The organism is Streptococcus sp. Marseille-Q0941 (genome assembly GCF_943736975.1).
Classification (GTDB): Bacteria; Bacillota; Bacilli; order Lactobacillales; family Streptococcaceae; genus Streptococcus.
In genome coordinates this window covers 19,697-39,701 of record NZ_CALSFO010000002.1, presented here as the reverse complement: position 1 = coordinate 39,701, position 20,005 = coordinate 19,697, and the positions used below count along the sequence as shown (strand labels likewise).

Below are 20,005 nucleotides of genomic sequence, written 5' to 3'. Positions count from 1 at the left end.
ATTTTAGAACTTTATTCCTTTCTATTTTATTATATTTTCACAAAAAAAGCGATTGTTTCCTTCACAATCGCTTGTTTTCATTACTGTACCCACTCGCCATTATAGTTGACGTAGTAGCCATCTACTCTTGTATTCACAGCTAAGGCACCTGAACTATAAGCATAGTACCAGTTGCCGTTAACTTGGAACCATCCTGTCTTCATATCGCCATTACTTGCATTGAGGTAGTACCAAGTTGAGCCGTCTTGAAGCCAACCTATCGCCATAGCTCCTGATGAACGGAGGTAATACCAATAGCCATTGATAAAAGCCCAACCTGTCTTCATATCGCCATTTTCAGCGTCAAGATAATACCAAGTTGTACCATCTTGATACCAGCCAGTTGCCATAGCTCCTGATAAACGGAGATAGTACCACTTGTTACCAAGATATTGCCAACCCGTTTGCATTGCACCAGTTGTTGGATCTAGATAGTACCAGGTTGAATCATCGTTTATCCAACTAGCACGTCTTTCCCCACCAAGATAGCTTTCTCCGCTAATGTCTGTTTCAACTAGATAATACCAGTTAGACTTATCATAAAGCCAACCTGTTTTTAATGAATGATCTTGATTAAAGTAGTAGTTTGCTAATTTAAGAACTTCTGGGCGTTCAAAACCTTCACCATGTTTTTTGCCAACAGTTAACGAATCCTTAAGTTCTAATTGTTGCCAGCCAACAAATTCTTGTAATACCCCATCCTGTCCAAAATAGTACCACTTCTGTTGAAGACCAATTTCGAAGATTGGACGATTATCAAACAAATCATCACGATAACCTGTCCCAGGAATTTCTAAGTATTGCCAACCAACTACCATTTCTCCACTATCACCAAAATAGTAAGTTTTACCGTCTATTTTATGCCAATAGATTGCTTTATGGTCATCTTTTATATAATATTTTCTATTATCCTTATCGACAAACTGTCCACCTGCAGTATCCGCAAATACTGTATTTGTCGCTAGCAAAGCAAAGAAAAAGACTGCGAGACCAACTTGCAACATTTTTTTCAAAAATTTCATTAGATCTTCCTCCATAACTGATTGTAGCAAAGAGTTGACTGTATGTCAATATATAGAAACTTCTCAAAAAAAGCAGTTACATAACTGCAACTACTTTCCTATTCTTGCATAGTGTAACCTACACCACGAACTGTTTTAATGTAACTTTTTTGACCTTTTACGTCAAGTTTACTACGTAGATAACGGATATAAACATCCACGATATTGGTTTCGGTCGCACTTTCATACTTCCAAACACTTTCCAACAACTGCTCACGAGTTAAAACCTTCTTGCTTCCCATAAGAGTCGCTAAAAGATCATATTCGCGGCGTGTCAAAGCAATCATCTCCTCGCCACGATAAACGGTATGATGTTCTACATCCATACGTAGGTTGCGGTATGACGTTGGAACCTTCATCTGACCACAGTGTTGGTCAATGAAGTCCCGACCTCGAAAAATGGCTGAAATTCTTTCGACCAAATTTTCTATAATCACTGGCTTGTAGATGTATGAAACAGCAAAACGCTGGATAGTTTCAAGTTGGTCTTGCAATTCTTCTCGGTGGTCCAAGACTATAATAACCGAAGCTGGCTTAGTCCGACTCAACTGTTCTGCAAAACCCTGAGCTGTCATATCTCCTAGATGAGCATTCAGTAAAATCAAGTCATAGTCAGTCTGAAGAGCCATGGAGAGGGCTTTTTGACCCTCTTCTACCTGATCAACTCGGTATTGCTCTTTTTGGAGTTCCAGACTTAAAAAATGAGCTAGATTTCTTTCTTTCTCAAGTAATAAAATCCGTTTCCCCATGGCTGACCTACTTATTTCTCGTCATACCAAGAGTAGTGGAATGTTCCTTCTTTGTCTTTACGTTGGTATGTATGGGCACCAAAGTAGTCACGTTGTGCTTGAATCAAGTTAGCTGGAAGATCCGCTGAACGGTAGCTATCAAAGTAAGTAATAGCTGCTGAGAAGGTTGGCACTGGTACACCAGCTTGAACAGCAAGAGCTACGATATCACGCACTGCTTGTTGGTACTTAGCAGTAACATCTAGGAAGTACTCATCCAAAAGAAGGTTAGCAAGGTCTGCATCACGGTTGTATGCATCTGTGATCTTTTGCAAGAAACGTGAACGGATGATACAGCCATCACGCCAGATAGATGCGATGTCCGCAAATGGCAAGTTCCAGTTGTTTTCTTTAGAAGCTACACGCAATTGAGCAAAACCTTGTGCGTAAGAAATGATTTTTGAGAAGTAAAGAGCTTGACGGATCTTTTCGATCAACTCAGCCTTATCTCCTTCAAATTTGAAAGCAGCTGGTTTTGGAAGAACCTTGCTAGCGTGTACACGTTCCTCTTTGTATGTAGAGATGTAACGTGCGAATACTGACTCAGTAATGAGTGACAATGGCACGCCAAGGTCAAGCGCTGATTGGCTAGTCCATTTACCAGTTCCCTTGTTTCCTGCAGCATCCAAGATGTAGTCTACGATTGGTCCATCTTGACCTTCATCATCTTTACGTCCAAGGATGTCCGCAGTGATTTCGATCAAGTAGCTGTCCAATTCGCCCTTATTCCACTCAGTAAAGATTTCAGCCATTTCTGGAGCTGAAAGTCCAAGTAAGTGTTGCATCAAATCATAGCTTTCAGCGATCAATTGCATATCACCGTACTCGATACCGTTGTGAACCATTTTCACATAGTGACCAGCTCCGTCAGGACCGATGTAAGTCACACATGGTTTTCCATCTTCTGGCGCTTTTGCAGAGATTTCTTCGAGAACATCAGCAACCAATTCGTAGGCTTCTTTTTGGCCACCAGGCATGATAGAAGGACCTTCAAGGGCACCTTTTTCACCACCAGAAACCCCAGTACCGATAAAGTTGATGCCAGAATTTGCCAATTCTTCATTACGACGGATGGTATCTTTGTAGAAAGTGTTTCCTCCGTCAATCAAGATATCGCCTTTATCCAAGTGTGGAAGAAGGGCTTGGATGGTTGCATCTGTACCAGGACCAGCTTGAACCATAAGCATGATACGACGTGGTTTTTCAATTGAGTTTACGAAGCTTTCGATATCATAGCTTGGCACAAAGTTCTTTTCAGGATGGCAAGCAATTACATCTTCTGTTTTTTCTTTACTACGGTTATAAATAGCTACTGTGTAACCACGAGATTCAATATTAAGGGCAAGGTTACGACCCATTACGGCCATACCTACGACACCAAAGTTAGCTTTTGTCATGTGACACTCCTCTTGTTTAATATGTTTTATTTTATCATGTTTATTTGTGAAAAGAAAGAATTTTATAACGATTTGACTAGTAGTCTAAATCATCAGCATAGCCAGAACCATTCCCTACAAAGTATCCAGTCTTACAGTTTAGAGTAAAGAGATAAGTTCCATCTGGTTTATAAAGATTATAATATCCATTGCCATTCACAATGTTTACACGTTCCAAGATATATTTGTTTCCAGTGATATATCCACGTGCACGGGATGTCTCAAGAATTCTTTCAAGAACACCATCTGCAAAGGTCCAGGCAGGATTACTAGTGTCATTAACTGCTGATTGATTATACGGCACTCGGCTAACACTTCTTTGCAAATTAACTCCTTCACTTGATAAGCCACCATTCCCGGCATTAGTAGATGCTGCGGTTTCGTTTGTTGAAGTAGATGGACTACTTTCTGTAGTTGGGCTTGAAGCTTCTTGACTAGCAGCTGTCGTTGAAGCCGCACTTGTTGTACTTGTTAATTGACTCTTACCGAGACTAATTGCCTTATCTAGCAGTTTATCAATTTCTGTATTACCAGTCTTGATATCCGTAAATTTGGCATCCGCTTTGATTTTTGCATTTGTATCTAAGATGCCATCTGTAATAGCTGGGGTCTCAAATTGAGCATTCACTTCTTGGATAGCCTTTATTTGTGTTTCTAAGCTATCGTATTTTGATTTAGCAAGAGTATACTCTCTCGCTCCTTCAAGTTTGTCTAGAAGTTCCTTCAATTGATTTAGTTGACTAAACTGGCTATTTTTAAGGGCCGTTTTGTTTTCATCAGTATAAAATGTGTCATAGAGCGTATTAAATTGTTCATAGACTGACTGATTGCTTACCAGACCTGAATCTGCTGCCTTAGTTTGAAGCTCTTGAGAAGAACGCGTAATCTGACGATAAACGTAATAGCTACCTCCCAAAATTAAGAGGACTACTAAAATAATAGCTGATAAAATCGCCCATTTCTTTTTATTTTGTGGTTGATTATCTGCTTGAGCATAACGAGACAAGGGTTGCAGTTGATCTTCATTTTCCTCATAAATTACTGTAGCTTCGGAGTTATCAACCCCAGCCATTTCCACAGCTTTCAATTCATCCTTAAAAGGTTGCTCGAGAACTCTCGTTTCCTCTTCTTCAACTTCTTTAGCTAGAATTTCAGTTGTCTCTGCAGCTTCCGCAAGTGCAATGGCTTCCTCATCCGGATTTAGTGTATTTTCTTGTTCAGTAGTTTCTCTCACTTCCTGAATCATCTCATCCAGGCTTTGTGTAACTTCATCTTTTTTCGTTTGTAGATTTTCGAACTTGTCGGCTTCAATTTCTTCACGGTGTTGCTTGATATATTTATCCAAGATGGTATCATCCGAAGTCACACCAGCCTCAACTTCTTCGTTCTTACGAATAGCCTGACCAACCGTTAAATCTTTAGCTTCTTCAAATTCAAATTTAGATTCTTGCTCACCCTTGTGATGGCGATTGCGTCTTTTCTCACTCATTTGCATTCCTTTCTGTTTTGACATCTTGTCTTTTCACTCGTTGACCAAAAAATTGATATAAATCAACTTTCAAAGTACCGTTATAGAGTTTCCGCTTTTTATCAGCCTGACTACCATATTTACTTTCAAAAGCTTCATCACTGGTCAGGATGAATTTACTCCAGGTTTTGAGTGGTGCAAATACGTCTCCCATCTCAGCATAGAGCTTCGTGACTCCAGCGTCATCGGATAAACGTTCTCCATATGGAGGATTGGAGATGATGACTCCATTAATCTTGTCTGAACGCAAGTCCTGCACACGCATTTGCTTAAATAGAATATCATTAGCTACTCCTGCTGCCTTAGCATTTGCCTTAGCAATTTCCACCATGCGTCCATCAATATCACATCCCATGATGTCTAGCTCAATGTCACGATTAATCTTTTTGCTAGCTTCAGTACGGACTTCTTGAATCAAACGATCGCTAATCCAGTTCCAATCCTCAAAAGCAAAGGAACGGCGTAAGCCTGGCGCCATATTACGAGCAATCATAGTTGCCTCAATACAGAAGGTTCCTGAACCACAGGTTGGGTCAATCAGAGGTTTATCTGGATACCAGTTAGACAATTGTATAATAGCTGCAGCCATGTTTTCTTTGATTGGTGCTCCACCTTTTTCAGTACGATATCCTCGTTTGAAAAGACTAGAGCCACTTGTGTCAATCATGACAGTCGCAACATCTTTAAGAATCGAAACCTCTATTTTAAACTCTGGGCCATTTTCCATCAGGGGAACGCCTTCTGGTCGAGCATAATGTTTCTGCAATTTCTTGACAACTGCCTTTTTAGAAATAGCTTGAACACTAGGTTCATTATGAAGTTTTGATTTGACACACTTAGCCTTTGAAATCGGGAAACGCGCTCCAAGTGGTAGATAGTTTTCCCAATCTAAGGCAAAAACTCCTTGAAAAAGTTCTTCAAATGTTTTTGCAGGGAAAGTTCCAACAACAATCTTAATCCTATCTGCAGCTCGAAGCCACAAATTGGTTTCAATAATTGCCTTTACATCTCCTTCAAAGCGAACGCGACCATTCTCAACTTGACAGTCATAGCCAAGTGCACGCACTTCACGACCTACAACGGCCTCTAAGCCTGCTGCAGCAGTCGCGATTAAATTAAATGTTTGTTTCATGTCAGTCTTTAAAGACCTTTCTCTTGTTCACCTTTAAAAAATGAGGTTGAGAAAATTTCTCAGCCCCAACCTATATGCAATTTTCTATAAGCCATGTTTTGTTCCAGAAGTGACTAGGACCACTTCTTTCGATAATCATCTGTCTACCACTAACAGCAAAATGCTGCTAGCAGTCAGAGTACTACGTTCGTTTCCGCGCACTCCATGCCCCGACCAAAATTTGGGTTGCTAGCTTGAGGGGTTTACCGCGTTCCACTCTCTCTGTTTCCAGAGAGACTCCGTCACTGTGGCACTTTCAGAGCTACTAAAACATATCCGAAAACTTAGTCTATTCACTCGCCGTAACGATTTCTCGTCCCTAGGCTTATGGTTTCGCCTAGCACAAACACTACAGGCATCACAGCCTGTGCTAGCATGGACTTTCCTCATGAAAAGATAAACCCTCCACGCGATTATCCAAAAATTGCACAACTGTATGATTCTTAGAAATCAGAATTTTCTGCGATTTGTTTACCAAATACTTCTTTTTCCAAACGATTCAAGCGTTTCAAGATATCAAAGTTAGTCATAGAAGTCGTACTTCCAAGCTCGGCAGGTTCAGAAGTTACAGACACAGGTGCTACCTGAGGTTTTTTCGCCAATTCTTCTTTCAATTCTGCGACTTCCAAGCGTAGTGATTTCACTAGTGCAGCATAAGTTTCATAATCCTTGATAACGTCATCCAAGAACTCATCGACCTCTGCTTTACTATATCCACGTACCTCTCTTCCGAAATCCTGTTCAAAAATATCCTTCGCTGTAAAAATAATACTTGCCATGTCTCTCTCCATTCTCAGTTACTAGTATTATTATATAAAAAAAGGCAAACAAAAAGCAAGGTCAAAGCCTCAATTTTCGGAAAAATTTTCGGACATTTCGTTTAAATCCTCAAATGTTAATCTTTTTGTCATATAGTTGTCTTTCTTTTTCATCAGTTCGTAAAAAAATTTCAGTTTTGTTTCGTTTTCTTCATCGTAAAAAAGATAGGCTCCATCTGTGTTTTCGAGCAAAAAAATTTGATAATCTCTCAGTTGACCTTTATGCTTATACGTCGGATAGGCATACTTAATAAAATCAACCTGTTTAAAATCACTCAGTTTGACCTGGTTAGCATCATTCCAATTCGATCCATGAGTCTCAAAGTCAAAAATGGTCGCTAGTTGAAATCCATAGTCTTCTTTCATGTCTTTAGCCACTTCTAAGACCCAGTGTTCAAAACCCAGAGAACCCGTAAATACTAGCCATTGCAAGTCTTCCTCAGCCAATCTTTCCAAATCTCTACGAATGGCTTTTTTGATAATTTTTAAGCGAATATCCTTTTCATTAAACAATCCTAAATCAAAAGCTGAGTATCCTAAAACCAAGGCTGTATGCATTTTTTCACCCTTTCTGAAGACCTTTGTGGTATAATAGAGTGATGTTATTGTACCAATAAGGAGGACTATGGTCAACTATCCACATAAACTTTCATCTAAACCAAGTAAAAATTCTCTACCTCAAACTAAAAATTTCGCAAATCGAGGAATGAGCTTTGAAAAGATGATAAATGCTACGAACGACTACTATCTATCACATGGAATAGCGGTTATTCATAAAAAGCCAACCCCAGTTCAAATTGTTCGGGTCGACTATCCTCAGCGGAGTCGGGCTAAAATTGTTGAAGCCTATTTTAGACAGGCCTCAACCACTGACTACTCGGGTGTTTATGAAGGATTCTACATTGATTTTGAAGCAAAGGAAACCCGACAAAAAAAAGCCTTCCCGATGAAGAACTTCCATTCTCATCAGATTCAGCATATGGAACAGGTTCTTGAACAACAGGGGATTTGCTTCGTCCTCATCCATTTTTCTTCTTATCAAGAAACATATTTATTACCGGCGATTGACCTCATCCGTTTTTATCAAAAGGATATGGGGAAAAAATCAATGCCGCTTGATTATATTCGAGAGCATGGTTATGTCATTGAACAACAAGCTTTTCCTCAAATACCTTATCTCGATATCGTCAAACTACATTTACTAGGTGGTAAAACAATATGAATAAACAACTTATCTGGCGCATCGCTAAATATCTAGGAATTGGATTCTTAGCAGCCTTTATTGCTTCAATATTGATTGGTGGTAGTGTCTTCTTCTACTACGTATCTAAAGCACCAGAACTTTCCGAAAGCAAACTTGTCGCAACAACTTCAAGTAAAATTTACGATAGTAAAAACGAATTGATTGCTGACTTAGGGGCCGAGCGTCGTGTCAATGCTCAAAGCAGTGATATTCCTATTGAACTTGTCAATGCAATTGTCTCTATCGAGGATCACCGTTTCTTTAACCATAGAGGAATTGATAGCATTCGAATAGCTGGAGCTTTCCTACGAAACTTAAGTAGTAGAGGTGGTCTTCAAGGCGGTTCAACTTTGACTCAACAGTTGATTAAGCTAACTTATTTTTCAACTTCTTCGTCAGACCAAACTATCTCTCGTAAGGCTCAGGAAGCTTGGCTAGCAATTCAGTTAGAAAGAACTGCAACCAAACAAGAAATTTTGACATATTACATCAATAAAGTGTACATGTCAAATGGTAATTATGGTATGCAGACTGCTGCGGAAAACTATTATGGTAAAGATCTAAAAGAATTATCCATCCCTCAGCTAGCACTCTTAGCAGGTATGCCACAGGCTCCAAACCAATACGATCCTTATTCTCACCCTGAAGCAGCTCTTGAAAGACGAAACCTCGTTTTGTCAGAAATGCAAAAACAAGGTTACCTTACAGCCGAGCAATATGAAAAAGCCATCAATACTCCTATCACTGATGGTTTACAAAGCCTCAAAGGAAGTAACACCTATCCTCCATATTTAGACAATTACCTTAAAGAAGTGATTAAACAAGTTGAAACAGAGACAGGCTATAATCTATTAACAACAGGTATGGAAGTCTATACCAACGTTGACCAAGAAGTACAAAAACACCTTTGGGACGTCTATAACACTGATCAATACGTAAACTATCCAGATGATGAAATTCAAGCAGCTTCTACCATCATTGATGTATCAAATGGAAAAGTTATTGCTCAACTCGGATCTCGGCACCAAGCTAGCAACGTATCTTTCGGTATTAACCAAGCCGTCGAAACCAACCGTGACTGGGGTTCTACCATGAAACCAATCACAGACTATGCCCCTGCATTGGAGTATGATATTTATGACTCTACTGCCTACATGCTCAAGGATGTCCCTTACAACTATCCAGGTACTAATATTCCTGTTTATAACTGGGATAGGGGTTATTATGGTAATATTACTCTTCAAACTGCCATCCAACAATCACGTAATGTTCCAGCGGTTGAAACATTAAATAAGGTTGGACTTGATAAAGCAAAAGGTTTTCTAAATGGATTAGGCATTGATTATCCAACCATGGTATACGCAAACGCAATTTCAAGTAACACAACTGAATCAGGTAAACAATACGGTGCAAGTAGTGAGAAAATGGCCGCTGCCTATGCTGCTTTTGCTAACGGTGGTATCTATTATACACCAATGTACATCAATAAAATTGTCTTCAGTGATGGTAGTTCAAAAGATTTCTCTGATCAAGGTACTCGTGCCATGAAAGAAACAACTGCCTACATGATGACAGAAATGATGAAAACTGTATTATATTCTGGTACAGGACGAGACGCTTATATATCATGGCTTCCACAAGCTGGTAAAACTGGTACCTCAAACTATACTGACGAAGAGATTGAAAATCAAATCAAAACAAGTCAATTTGTTGCTCCAGACGAAATGTTTGTAGGTTACACCCGTAAATATTCAATGGCCGTCTGGACCGGTTACTCAAACCGCCTTACTCCAATTGTTGGTGATGGTTTCAATGTCGCTACTAGTATTTATCGTTCTATGATGCAGTATCTTTCAGAGAATGACCATCCTGGTGATTGGACAATGCCTGAGGGCTTGTATCGTAATGGTGAGTATGTCTTCAAAGTCGGCGCTCGTAACAACTGGGTTCCTCAAACTACTCAACAGGCTACAACAGAGGCTCCTACTACAACGACTGAAAATCAAACTTCAGTTGCTGAAACTACTAACCCAAATACCCCACAGAACCCAACTACTCAAAATGCCAATCAAAACCCTCAACAAAATACAAATCCGCAAGGACAACAATAACCATAAAAGACCTAGGAAGATTTTTCCTAGGCTTTTTTCTATCGAAAAAAGCGGAGTTAATCACTAACTCCACCTTATTTTATTTCACATGTTTTGCGAGCTCTTCTTGCGCTTTTTTATTGGATTCTTCTTTTTCTTTCATCCATTTATCTTGAGCTTTTTGATATTCATCTGCAGTGACTGCCTTGTCTTGAAGTTCAAGATATTTGTATCGAAGCGGATCGCTTGTCCCCTTGTTACCTGCGAAAGCGAAAGGTAAAGTAAATGGTACCATCTTAGACAAGATTGGACGCCCTGTACGAGATGTCGTTGGAATGACTAGGGCACTATCTGTCAACCATGCTTGAGCTTCGGCATACTTGTTATAACGTTTTGTCACATCTGTAGTTTCTTCCCCTGCTTCATTGACCATTTTATCATAATCATTGAGACCAACCTTCTTAGCCGCCTCATTGTCTTTTCCTGAATCAAATCCTAGATAAGTTCTCGTATTTTCCCCTACAGAAGGTTTGATGATGTCAAGATAAGTTGATGGATCTGAGAAGTCTGGTCCCCATCCAACGTTATCAGAAAGATCCCAATCCTCACCAGCAGCAGTTTGTGCAAATAAAGTTACATTAAGCACTTCATCTTTTTGTAATTGTTGGATATCAATAATGACATTATCAGTTCCTAAAGTTGCTTCCAAGGATTGTTTCATAGATTGGACGCGCTGAACTTTTGTAGTTGCTGTTTGGTCAACAGGCATGTCTAGGTGAATTGGGAATTGTACTCCCTCAGCTTGCAAAGCTGATTTAGCTTTAGCAAATTCTGCTTTGGCTTTCTCTGGATTATAGAGACCGTCTTGAGCATCAGCAAGGTTGATATCCTTCCATTCATCCCCATAAGTCACCAATTTTTCTTTGACCATATCACCAAAGTTCTTACCATCTGCTTGAACAAATGTCGGTGGAACAAAGATATTACGTAAGATTTTGCTTGCACCGTTTTGTCCATTGAGTTGAGAGGCATAGGCTGTACGATCAAATCCAAAGGCAATAGCCTGACGAAAATCCTTATTCAAGAGAGCCTTTTTAGTAGATGTCTTTTGTTCTTCGCTAGTCTTAGAAGTATATTTATAGGACTGACGGTCGATGTTTGTCCCCACTACATATGTAGTCGAATCTTGTTGCGTATAGACAATATTGTCCTTCATTGATTTTTCAAGCTCTGAAAAACTTGCACTTGTTGGATAGAGACGAGCTGCTGTTAAGCTACCATCTTTAAAGTTTTCGGCTGGTTTACTAGTATCTTGACCATCCCAGAATGACAACTTGACTTTGTCAATATGAACATTATCCTTATCCCAATAATTTGGATTCTTTTCAAATTCTACTGAAGATTTAGTTACCAATGATTTCAACAAGTAAGGACCGTTATAAAGGATACTGCTTGGATCTGTTGCTTTGGCAAAGTCACTTCCTTTTGAAGTAAGAAATTCTTCATTGACCGGTGCAAGAACACCCATAGTTGTCTTAGAGTTCCAGAAGCTTTCTGGTTTGTTCAAAGTGTATTGAACTGTCTGATCATCAATTGCCTTAATTCCAACTTCTGAGAAGTCTTTAACTTCACCTTTCACATATGCATCAAGACCCTTAATAGAATCTTGGACGAGATAAAGGGCTTCTGATTTATTGTCAGCTGCATATTTAAGACCTGTTACAAAGTCTTGAGCTTTCACAGCAGCATACTCTTCTCCCTCAGATGTATACCACTTGGCATCCTGACGAATCTTATAAGTATAAGTCAAGCCATCCTTAGAAACTGACCAGTCCTCTGCCATTGAGGGAATAAGGTTCCCGTATCTATCATTTTCAAGCAATCCATCAATCACATTACTAGTAATGTCGGCAGTTGCTGCCTTACCAGTTGTTAAGTAGTTGAGATTATCTGGGTCTGTCTCGTAGGTAAATGCAAAAGTCTGCTCACCTTTAGCTCCTGAGCCTCCAGAACAGGCTGCCAAAACACCTGACGCTAACAGAGTCACTCCTGCTAGGGCCATTACTTTTGATAATTTCATAATAAACTCCTTTATGACTTTTTATACATTATAATCCCTTTTTAGCTCAGTGTCAATACAATTTTCAGAATTTTTCAAATTGATTTAAAAATCTTTCTTCCTATATTTCAAATATGAAAATCTTTTTAGGAAAATTTCTATCATTTACATTTATCAAATATATCTTTATGATATAATGAAAGGAGAAAGTTGAAAGGAAATACCATGTCAAAAGAAGTTATTGTTGAAAGTTTTGAACTTGATCACACCATTGTCAAAGCACCTTATGTCCGTTTAATCGGAGAAGAAACAGGTCCTAAGGGAGATATCATTTCTAACTTTGATATTCGCTTGGTTCAACCAAACGAGGACTCAATCCCAACTGCAGGCCTTCACACAATTGAGCACCTCTTGGCTAAGCTAATTCGTACTCGTATTGACGGTATGATTGACTGCTCACCATTTGGTTGTCGTACAGGTTTCCACATGATTATGTGGGGACGTCATACCAGCGCTGAAATCGCAGCAGTTATCAAGGATTCATTGAAAGAAATCGCTGAAACAACAACTTGGGAAGATGTCCCAGGAACAACCATTGAATCTTGTGGCAACTACAAGGATCACAGCCTCTTTTCTGCTAAGGAATGGGCAAAATTGATTTTGGAACAAGGAATCTCAGACGATGCCTTTGAACGTCATGTCATTTAATAATAAAAAGGAACCAGCTTTTCATCTGGTTCCTTTTTCATTCTCAAAATCTTGATTTAGGCTTTTTCACGAATGACCAAAACACCATCTTCCATATCAGCTTCTAGGTGTTTAGCATCCAAGTTATCCAAGTGGAAGTCTGTGACTTTGTCACGGATTTGTTGTTCTACTACACGACGGAGTGGACGAACACCCATGACTTCATCGTAACCTTCTTCGGTCATATATTCTTTGGCTGCATCGCTCACTGCTAGGTCGATTTCTTTCTTAGAAAGAGTCTTATTGACATCCACTAACATCAAATCAACAATCTTAGAAAGATCTTCCTTGCTTAAGTGTGAGAATTCAATCACAGCATTGAAACGGTTGAGGAATTCTGGACGGAAGTAAGGTTTCAAACGTTCCATGAGTTCTGGTTTGTCCGCATCTTCTGTCAAATTCGCTTCATAACCAAAGCCAGCGTTTGAAGTTGCGATAATCACAGTATTCTTGAAGTTTACTGTATTCCCTTGACCGTCTGTCAAACGACCATCATCCAAGACTTGAAGGAGAAGAGTAATCACTTGAGGATCTGCCTTTTCAATCTCGTCAAGAAGGACGATTGAGTATGGATTACGACGAACACGTTCAGTCAAAGTATTGTTGTTGTCATCGTAACCAACATAACCTGCAGTTGTACCGATTAATTTAGAAACGGCTGTGCGGTCGCTGTATTCTGACATATCCAAACGGATGATGGCATCTTTAGTACCAAACATATCAAGAGCCAATTGTTTAGCCAACTCAGTTTTACCAACACCAGTAGGTCCTACAAATAGGAAGCTACCGATTGGACGGTTACCTTCGTCAAAGCCTGCACGGTTCCGACGGATCGCTTTCGCAACGGCTTCAACGGCCTTATCTTGACCAATAACTTTGGTTTGCAAACGGTGCCCCATATCTTTCAAACGTTCAATATCGGTTGCACCCATTTGAGAAACTGGAATGCCAGTCATACGTTCTACAGACTCAGCTATATCATTGACTGTTGCAGTTATCTTGTGATCCTCAGTATGGTTGGCAATTTTCTTTTCAAGTTCTTCAATACGAACCTTAGCATTAAGGGCTGCTTCATAGTCTTCTTTAGCGGCAGCTTCTTCTTGTTTGGTTTTTTCCGCTTGAATTTCGTGCTCAACCGCATGTACATCTGTCACAGGGTGTTGAGCCGCCAAGTGAGCAGCTGTTACATCGACCAAGTCAATCGCCTTATCTGGCAAGCTGCGTTGTGGAATGTATTGAACAGAATAATCTACTGCTGCTTTCAAGACTTCATCTGGCAAGACAACATTGTGGTGTTGTTGATAAAGATCACGAATCCCTTGGAGGATCTTGAAGGTATCTTCAGCAGATGGAGCATTGACCTTCACTTCGTTGAAACGTCGAGCAAGGGCAGCATTTTTCAAAATAGTGTTACGATATTCATCTTGAGTTGTTGCACCAATCACAGTCAATTCACCACGTGAAAGTGCTGGTTTCAAAATATCCGCAAGACCTTTAGACCCTTGGCCATCACCTGTGCTACCTGCACCCAGGATTTGATGAATTTCATCGAAGAAGAGGATAATGTTTCCAGCTTCTTTAACCTCATTTACCAAGTTTTGAATGTTTTCTTCAAAGCTACCACGGTATTGAGTACCAGCTTCAAGTCCTGAAATATCAATAGAGATAATTTCTTTATTCTTGATGGCTGCTGGAACATCACCATTCACGATAGCTTGAGCAAGACCTTCTACTACCGCTGTTTTACCAACACCAGCATCACCAACAAGAACAGGATTGTTCTTAGTACGGCGAGAAAGAATTTCAGAAGTTTCTTGAATTTCTTTATTACGTCCAATAACTGGATCCAACTTACCTTCACGAGCTTCTGCTGTTAAGTTTCGTCCAAGTTTTGCAAGAATCCCATCTTGTTTCATAGCTTTGCCTTGAACGTACTGAGCTTGTTCACTACCTTCGCTTGGAAGTTGACCTGTTTGACGGTAAATAGCAAATTCTTCAGGTGTTACTTCACGACCGTTAATCAAGTAACGACGGTTTTCTGAACTATATCCACGCATACCACCCATCAATTGGTTAAATAAATCATCCATGTTGTTAAAGTTATTAAAGTTGTTATTCATATTTCATACCTCGTTTAATTAAAAATTTACTCAGTCAAAAGAATTTGACTTTCTCTGACCTTTGTTTTAAAAAATTTAGACTAGCTGTTAGCTACTCTACGAATAATTTCTGGTTTTTCTTTATTTATTACGATTTTTGCAATTGGACTTTTAAAAATATTAATGTTAGACATAGGTTTTACCTCTTTTCTAGGTTTTAACCATACTTGATTTCAATATGAAACATTATATCCCTTTGAAATCAATGTTTTCTAAGGATTTTCTTATCCTTATGTTCTTAGTATATCACTTTGGTCAATTTTAGTCAAGAGGTTTGACTAAAATTGACCAATTTTTTTTTAAAAAAATTTTATAACAAAAAAACCAGCCATGTTGACTGGTTTTTAAATTGTTATTTATGAATCTTAGCTCAATGCATCATCCATTGAAAGTACTTCGTGGAAGACACGTTGTGTCAATTCAGTTTTTTGCTCTGGAGTGAGGTATTTAGTGTTTACACAGTATCCAGAGATACGTACGATTACGTCTTCACCTGACATGATCTTTTCATAAACATCGTTCAAGTCCATAACGTTCAAGTTAACGTGTTGTCCACCGTTTTCGAAGTAACCATCAAGGATTGTTACCAAGTTATCCACTTGTTCGTCACGAGTCTTACCAAGAGCACGTGGAGAAACTTGAGTTGTCAATGAGATACCGTCAGCTGCGTAACCAAAGTCTAGGCTAGCAAGTGAGTTCAAGTTTTGCAACCATCCACCTTTAGCTTTGTTAGATGGGTTCGCACCTGGTGAGAAGAATTCAAGTTTAGACAAGTTCACAGAACCATCTTCGTTGAGGTATACACCTTTGTGGACTGGTGAGTTACCAGTTTGTTTAGAGTAAGCAACGTTAGATGTGATTGTCAAAAGTGATACTGTAGCTTCTGCATCTTTGTAGAGTTTGTGGCTACGTAGACGAGTCGTATAAGCTTCGATCAACCATTCTGCCAATTCGTTTGAACGTGGGTCATCTTCACCCCAACGTGGGTATTCACCGATTGTTTCGTAATCGTAGATATAGCCATTTTCATCACGGATTGGTTTAACTGTAGCGTACTTGATAGCTGACAATGTATCAACAGTGTTAGCGAATCCACAGATACCGAATCCCATGTTAGCACGTTGTTTAGTTGGCAAGAAGGCCATTTGAACAGCTTCGTAGTTGTACTTGTCAGTCATGTAGTGGATGATGTTCAAAGCATCTACGTAAGTGTCAGTCAACCAGTCAAGAGATTTTTCAAAGTTAGCTTTAACTGATTCGAATTCAAGCACTTCGTCACGGATTGGTTCGATGTCAAATACTTTGTAGTCTTTATGAACATCGTCGTAACCACCGTTCAAACCAGTAAGAAGAGCTTTAAGAACGTTAACGCGAGCACCGAAGTACTGGATGTTGTGACGTTGTTCTTCGTTTTCTGGGTCAAGTGGAGATACACAACATGAGATACAGCTCATTTCACCGTATCCGTCTTTAGCCATTGTTGTAACACCTTCATATTGGATTGAAGAGTGTTTGTGGCTCATGTGCATACAGTAACGACGGAAGTTGTATGGCAATTTGTCAGTCCAAAGAACTGTCAAGTTTGGTTCTGGTGAGTTACCGATGTTGTCAAGAGTGTTCAAGAAACGGTAGTCCATCTTAGTAACACGGTGACGACCATCGTTACCCATACCAGCCATAGAAGTTGTGATGAAGGTTGGGTCACCTGAGTACAATTGGTCATAAGCTTTTGTACGAGCAAATTTAACTGTACGAAGTTTCATAACGAAATCATCAACAAATTCTTGGATTTCTGATTCAGTAAATGTACCACGAGCAAGGTCACGTTCTGCAAAAATATCCAATACGATTGGCACACGTCCAAGAGATGTAGCCGCACCGTTGATAACACGGCAGACAGCCATGAAGGCAATGTTTACCCATTGGATAGCTTCTTTAACGTTCATCGCTGGTTTGCGAACGTCAACTCCGTAAAGATCACCCAAGCGTACAACTTGTTGCAATGCTTGGTATTGAAGGTTGATTTCTTCACGAAGACGGATTGTTTCTTCATCGATTTCTTCGATTGCGTTCCAATCGTTAACTTTTTCTTGCATCAAGTAGTCTGCACCGTAAAGAGCAAGACGTGCGTAAACACCGATGATACGTCCACGTGAGTATGCATCTGGAAGACCAGTTACAGTGTGAGCGTGGCGAGCGCGACGAATGTTTGAAGTGTAAGCACGGAAAATACCGTCGTTAACAGTTGTTACGTATTTAGTGAAAATTTCGTGAACAGCTGGATCTGGTTCGTATCCATTTTCTTTCAAAGTAGTTTCAGCCATACGGATACCACCTTTTGGCATGAAGTTCAATTTGAAGAGTTCGTCGTTTTGGATACCATAAATAACTTCGTTTTCTTTGTCGATAAATCCAGCAGGAATATCAGCAATAGAAGTTGGACGAGTGTCCATTGGGAAACGAGTTTCTTCGTAGTGTGCTTTAGTTTCTTCTACGATTTTTTTGATGTGAAGTGAACGTTCTGTTGGTCCTGCAAGGAAGCTTTCATCTCCATCATAAGGTGTGTAGTTAGCTTGTACAAAGCGTGATACACTTGCTTTTTCCTTCCAGTCAACACCTTTAAAGCCTTCCCAGGCTTTGTCAAAAATGTCCTGTGCTTCAACAACTGTCTTAACAACCATGTTAATGTCCTCTTTTATCTTTCTAGTAACAGTCATCTGTTACATTCATATATTCAGTATAACACACAGTAAACGATTTCAACAAGTGAAATCACACTTTTTAACCACTTTCTTTTATAATACAGTTGTGTTTTTATCATGAACTGTAGTATAGTTTTGAAAAAAGATTGACTATTTCCTATTTTTTCAGAAAAGGGGTATAATAAAGATATAAAATCTGTCAAAGAAAGGCTATCTCATGCTTATATTTCCACTGATGAATGATTTATCTCGTAAAATTATCCACATTGACATGGATGCCTTTTTTGCTGCTGTAGAAATTCGGGATAATCCTAAACTTAAAGGGAAACCAGTTATTATTGGTAACGATCCAAGGAAAACAGGTGGTCGAGGTGTTGTTTCAACCTGTAGTTATGAAGCGAGAGCATTCGGCATCCACTCAGCTATGAGTTCCAAAGAGGCATATGAACGCTGTCCTCAAGCTATTTTTATTTCTGGGAACTACGAAAAATATACTACTGTTGGCCAACAGATTCGGGACATTTTTAAACGATATACGGATAAGATTGAACCAATGAGTATCGATGAAGCCTATCTAGATGTGACCGAAAACAAGCTTGGTATTAAATCTGCTGTTAAAATCGCTCGTTTAATCCAGCAGGATATTTGGCAAGAATTACAATTAACAGCATCAGCTGGTGTATCATACAATAAATTTTTAGCTAAAATGGCCAGTGACTTTCAAAAACCTAAAGGTTTGACTGTCATTTTACCTGATGAAGCTGAAGTTTTTCTCAAACAAATGGATATCGCTAAATTCCACGGTGTTGGCAAAAAAACAGTCGAGAAATTGCATCATATGGGTGTAGTTACGGGAGCTGATCTCCTAGAAATCTCTGAAATTACTCTTATTGATCGTTTCGGTCGCCTCGGCTTTGACCTATACCGTAAAGCTCGTGGCATCGATAATTCTCCAGTCAAAGTAAATCGTATCCGTAAGTCCATCGGTAAAGAAAAAACCTACAGCAAAATTCTCAATATTGAAGAAGATATCAAAAAAGAGCTAACTCTCCTTTCGGAAAAAGTCGCCCTTAATCTTCAAAAACACGAGAAATCTGGAAAGATTGTCATTTTAAAAATTCGCTACTCTGATTTTTCCACCTTGACGAAACGAAAAACTTTGGAGCAGCAAACACAAGACCCTGAACAAATTGCTCAAAGTATTATCCAACTCTACGAAACACTGAGTGATAAAGACAAGGGGGTTCGCTTATTGGGAGTCACTGTGACTGGATTTTAAAAACCTTGAAGGAGTCTACCCTCAAGGCTGTTTTCTTATATAAATAATCGAACGAAGCTATAAAGTAGTAAGACACTACCAAGGACAATACGGTATTTACCAAACACCGTAAAGTCGTGTTTTTTCACATAGCTGGTCAAGAAACGGATGGCTACCATGCTAACTACAAAAGCAACTACCATGGCTACCAAGAGCAAGAAGAATTGACCAAAGCTCAAGACTTCTCCAGCCTTGATGAATTTAAAAATCTTCAAAGCACTAGCTCCAAACATAACTGGAATTCCTAGATAGAAGGTAAATTCGGTCACCACTGAACGACTAGTACCGTTCAACAAACCACCTACGATAGTGGCACCTGAACGACTAGTACCTGGCAAAAGGGCCAAGACTTGGAAAAGTCCAATATAGAGGGCTGTTTTATACGGTAATTTGTCTAACTCAGTAACTGTTGGCTCAATGGCTTGCGCTTTATTGCGTTTTTCAAGATAGATAAAGGCAACCCCATAAACAATCAACATAATGGCTACTGATACCATATTGTGAAAGTGAGTGTCAAACCAATCATCAAACTTAAAGACTAGAAGCAGAGGTAAAGTCGCAACAAGAACTTTGGACCATAACTGCCAAGTTCTACGAACTTGTACCTTATCCTTACCTGGCTTGAAGGGATTAAGTTTATTAAAGTAGATAACCACAACTGCAAAGATGGCACCAAGTTGAATGACTACGTTAAACATAGACATAAAGGTTTCATTTTGATCTTTAAACTGGATAAACTCTTGTGCTAAAATCAAGTGGCCAGTGCTTGAAATCGGCAGCCACTCCGTGATTCCTTCAACAATTCCAAAAAAGATAGCTTTTAAAATTTCAAAAAAATACATAGAT

At 39.3% G+C, this 20,005-nt stretch carries 15 protein-coding genes and 1 other RNA gene; 4 read left to right on the top strand and 12 right to left on the bottom strand.

Translation table 11 applies throughout. The annotated features are described in order from the left end of the window. Positions 1-80 precede the first annotated feature (80 nt). From NGI26_RS01000 to NGI26_RS00965, 8 genes are all read right to left on the bottom strand, one after another. Positions 81-1,061 (bottom strand): PspC-like choline-binding domain-containing protein, encoded by a 981-nt coding sequence (locus tag NGI26_RS01000; RefSeq protein ID WP_251934861.1) that lies wholly within the window; start codon positions 1,059-1,061, stop codon positions 81-83. A gap of 98 nt (positions 1,062-1,159) precedes the next feature. Further along, a complete protein-coding gene (locus NGI26_RS00995; protein WP_251934859.1) occupies positions 1,160-1,849 on the bottom strand; it encodes a response regulator transcription factor in 690 nt (229 codons plus the stop codon). A gap of 11 nt (positions 1,850-1,860) precedes the next feature. Further along, a complete protein-coding gene (gene gnd, locus NGI26_RS00990; RefSeq protein ID WP_251934857.1) occupies positions 1,861-3,285 on the bottom strand; it encodes an NADP-dependent phosphogluconate dehydrogenase in 1,425 nt (474 codons plus the stop codon). A gap of 76 nt (positions 3,286-3,361) precedes the next feature. Beyond that, positions 3,362-4,813, bottom strand: a complete 1,452-nt coding sequence (mapZ, locus tag NGI26_RS00985; protein WP_251935337.1) for a cell division site-positioning protein MapZ — start codon at positions 4,811-4,813, stop codon at positions 3,362-3,364. Continuing rightward, entirely contained in the window at positions 4,806-5,984 is a 1,179-nt protein-coding gene (locus tag NGI26_RS00980; protein ID WP_251934855.1) for a THUMP domain-containing class I SAM-dependent RNA methyltransferase, read from the bottom strand. The genes mapZ and NGI26_RS00980 overlap by 8 nt, the downstream gene beginning before the upstream one ends. Before the next feature lie 82 nt (positions 5,985-6,066). Then, positions 6,067-6,448: RNase P RNA component class B (gene rnpB, locus NGI26_RS00975), an RNA gene on the bottom strand. A gap of 18 nt (positions 6,449-6,466) precedes the next feature. Next, the gene (gpsB, locus tag NGI26_RS00970) at positions 6,467-6,802 is read right to left on the bottom strand and encodes a cell division regulator GpsB (RefSeq protein WP_286009818.1); all 336 of its coding nucleotides are present in this window, start codon (positions 6,800-6,802) and stop codon (positions 6,467-6,469) included. A gap of 69 nt (positions 6,803-6,871) precedes the next feature. Beyond that, positions 6,872-7,399 carry an SLOG family protein gene (locus NGI26_RS00965; RefSeq protein WP_251934851.1) on the bottom strand — a complete coding sequence of 176 codons (528 nt, stop codon included), beginning with the start codon at positions 7,397-7,399 and terminating at the stop codon, positions 6,872-6,874. Positions 7,400-7,466: 67 nt separating this feature from the next. Between NGI26_RS00965 and recU the strand changes: the two genes are divergently transcribed. Both recU and pbp1a read left to right on the top strand, forming a co-directional pair. Beyond that, a complete protein-coding gene (gene recU / locus NGI26_RS00960) occupies positions 7,467-8,063 on the top strand; it encodes a Holliday junction resolvase RecU (RefSeq protein ID WP_251934849.1) in 597 nt (198 codons plus the stop codon). Beyond that, positions 8,060-10,195, top strand: a complete 2,136-nt coding sequence (pbp1a, locus tag NGI26_RS00955; RefSeq protein WP_251934847.1) for a penicillin-binding protein PBP1A — start codon at positions 8,060-8,062, stop codon at positions 10,193-10,195. The genes recU and pbp1a overlap by 4 nt, the downstream gene beginning before the upstream one ends. A gap of 79 nt (positions 10,196-10,274) precedes the next feature. On the opposite strand, the gene NGI26_RS00950 is transcribed toward pbp1a, so the two are convergent. Beyond that, positions 10,275-12,254 carry a peptide ABC transporter substrate-binding protein gene (locus tag NGI26_RS00950; RefSeq protein ID WP_251934845.1) on the bottom strand — a complete coding sequence of 660 codons (1,980 nt, stop codon included), beginning with the start codon at positions 12,252-12,254 and terminating at the stop codon, positions 10,275-10,277. Between the two features lie 204 nt (positions 12,255-12,458). On the opposite strand from NGI26_RS00950, the gene NGI26_RS00945 reads away from it, so the two are divergent. Beyond that, positions 12,459-12,941, top strand: coding sequence for an S-ribosylhomocysteine lyase (locus NGI26_RS00945; protein WP_000032544.1), 483 nt, complete (start codon positions 12,459-12,461; stop codon positions 12,939-12,941). Positions 12,942-12,997: 56 nt separating this feature from the next. Here the strand turns inward: NGI26_RS00945 and NGI26_RS00940 are convergent, their stop codons facing one another. Next, positions 12,998-15,100 carry an AAA family ATPase gene (locus NGI26_RS00940; RefSeq protein WP_251934843.1) on the bottom strand — a complete coding sequence of 701 codons (2,103 nt, stop codon included), beginning with the start codon at positions 15,098-15,100 and terminating at the stop codon, positions 12,998-13,000. Between the two features lie 404 nt (positions 15,101-15,504). After that, the gene (gene pflB, locus NGI26_RS00935; RefSeq protein ID WP_251934841.1) at positions 15,505-17,820 is read right to left on the bottom strand and encodes a formate C-acetyltransferase; all 2,316 of its coding nucleotides are present in this window, start codon (positions 17,818-17,820) and stop codon (positions 15,505-15,507) included. Between the two features lie 238 nt (positions 17,821-18,058). On the opposite strand from pflB, the gene dinB reads away from it, so the two are divergent. Further along, positions 18,059-19,120: a DNA polymerase IV gene (gene dinB / locus NGI26_RS00930; RefSeq protein WP_251934839.1), complete on the top strand. Its 1,062-nt coding sequence runs from the start codon at positions 18,059-18,061 to the stop codon at positions 19,118-19,120. Positions 19,121-19,155: 35 nt separating this feature from the next. On the opposite strand, the gene NGI26_RS00925 is transcribed toward dinB, so the two are convergent. Beyond that, on the bottom strand, positions 19,156-20,001 hold the full coding sequence (locus NGI26_RS00925) for an undecaprenyl-diphosphate phosphatase (protein ID WP_251934829.1): 846 nt from the start codon (positions 19,999-20,001) through the stop codon (positions 19,156-19,158). Positions 20,002-20,005: the final 4 nt, after the last annotated feature.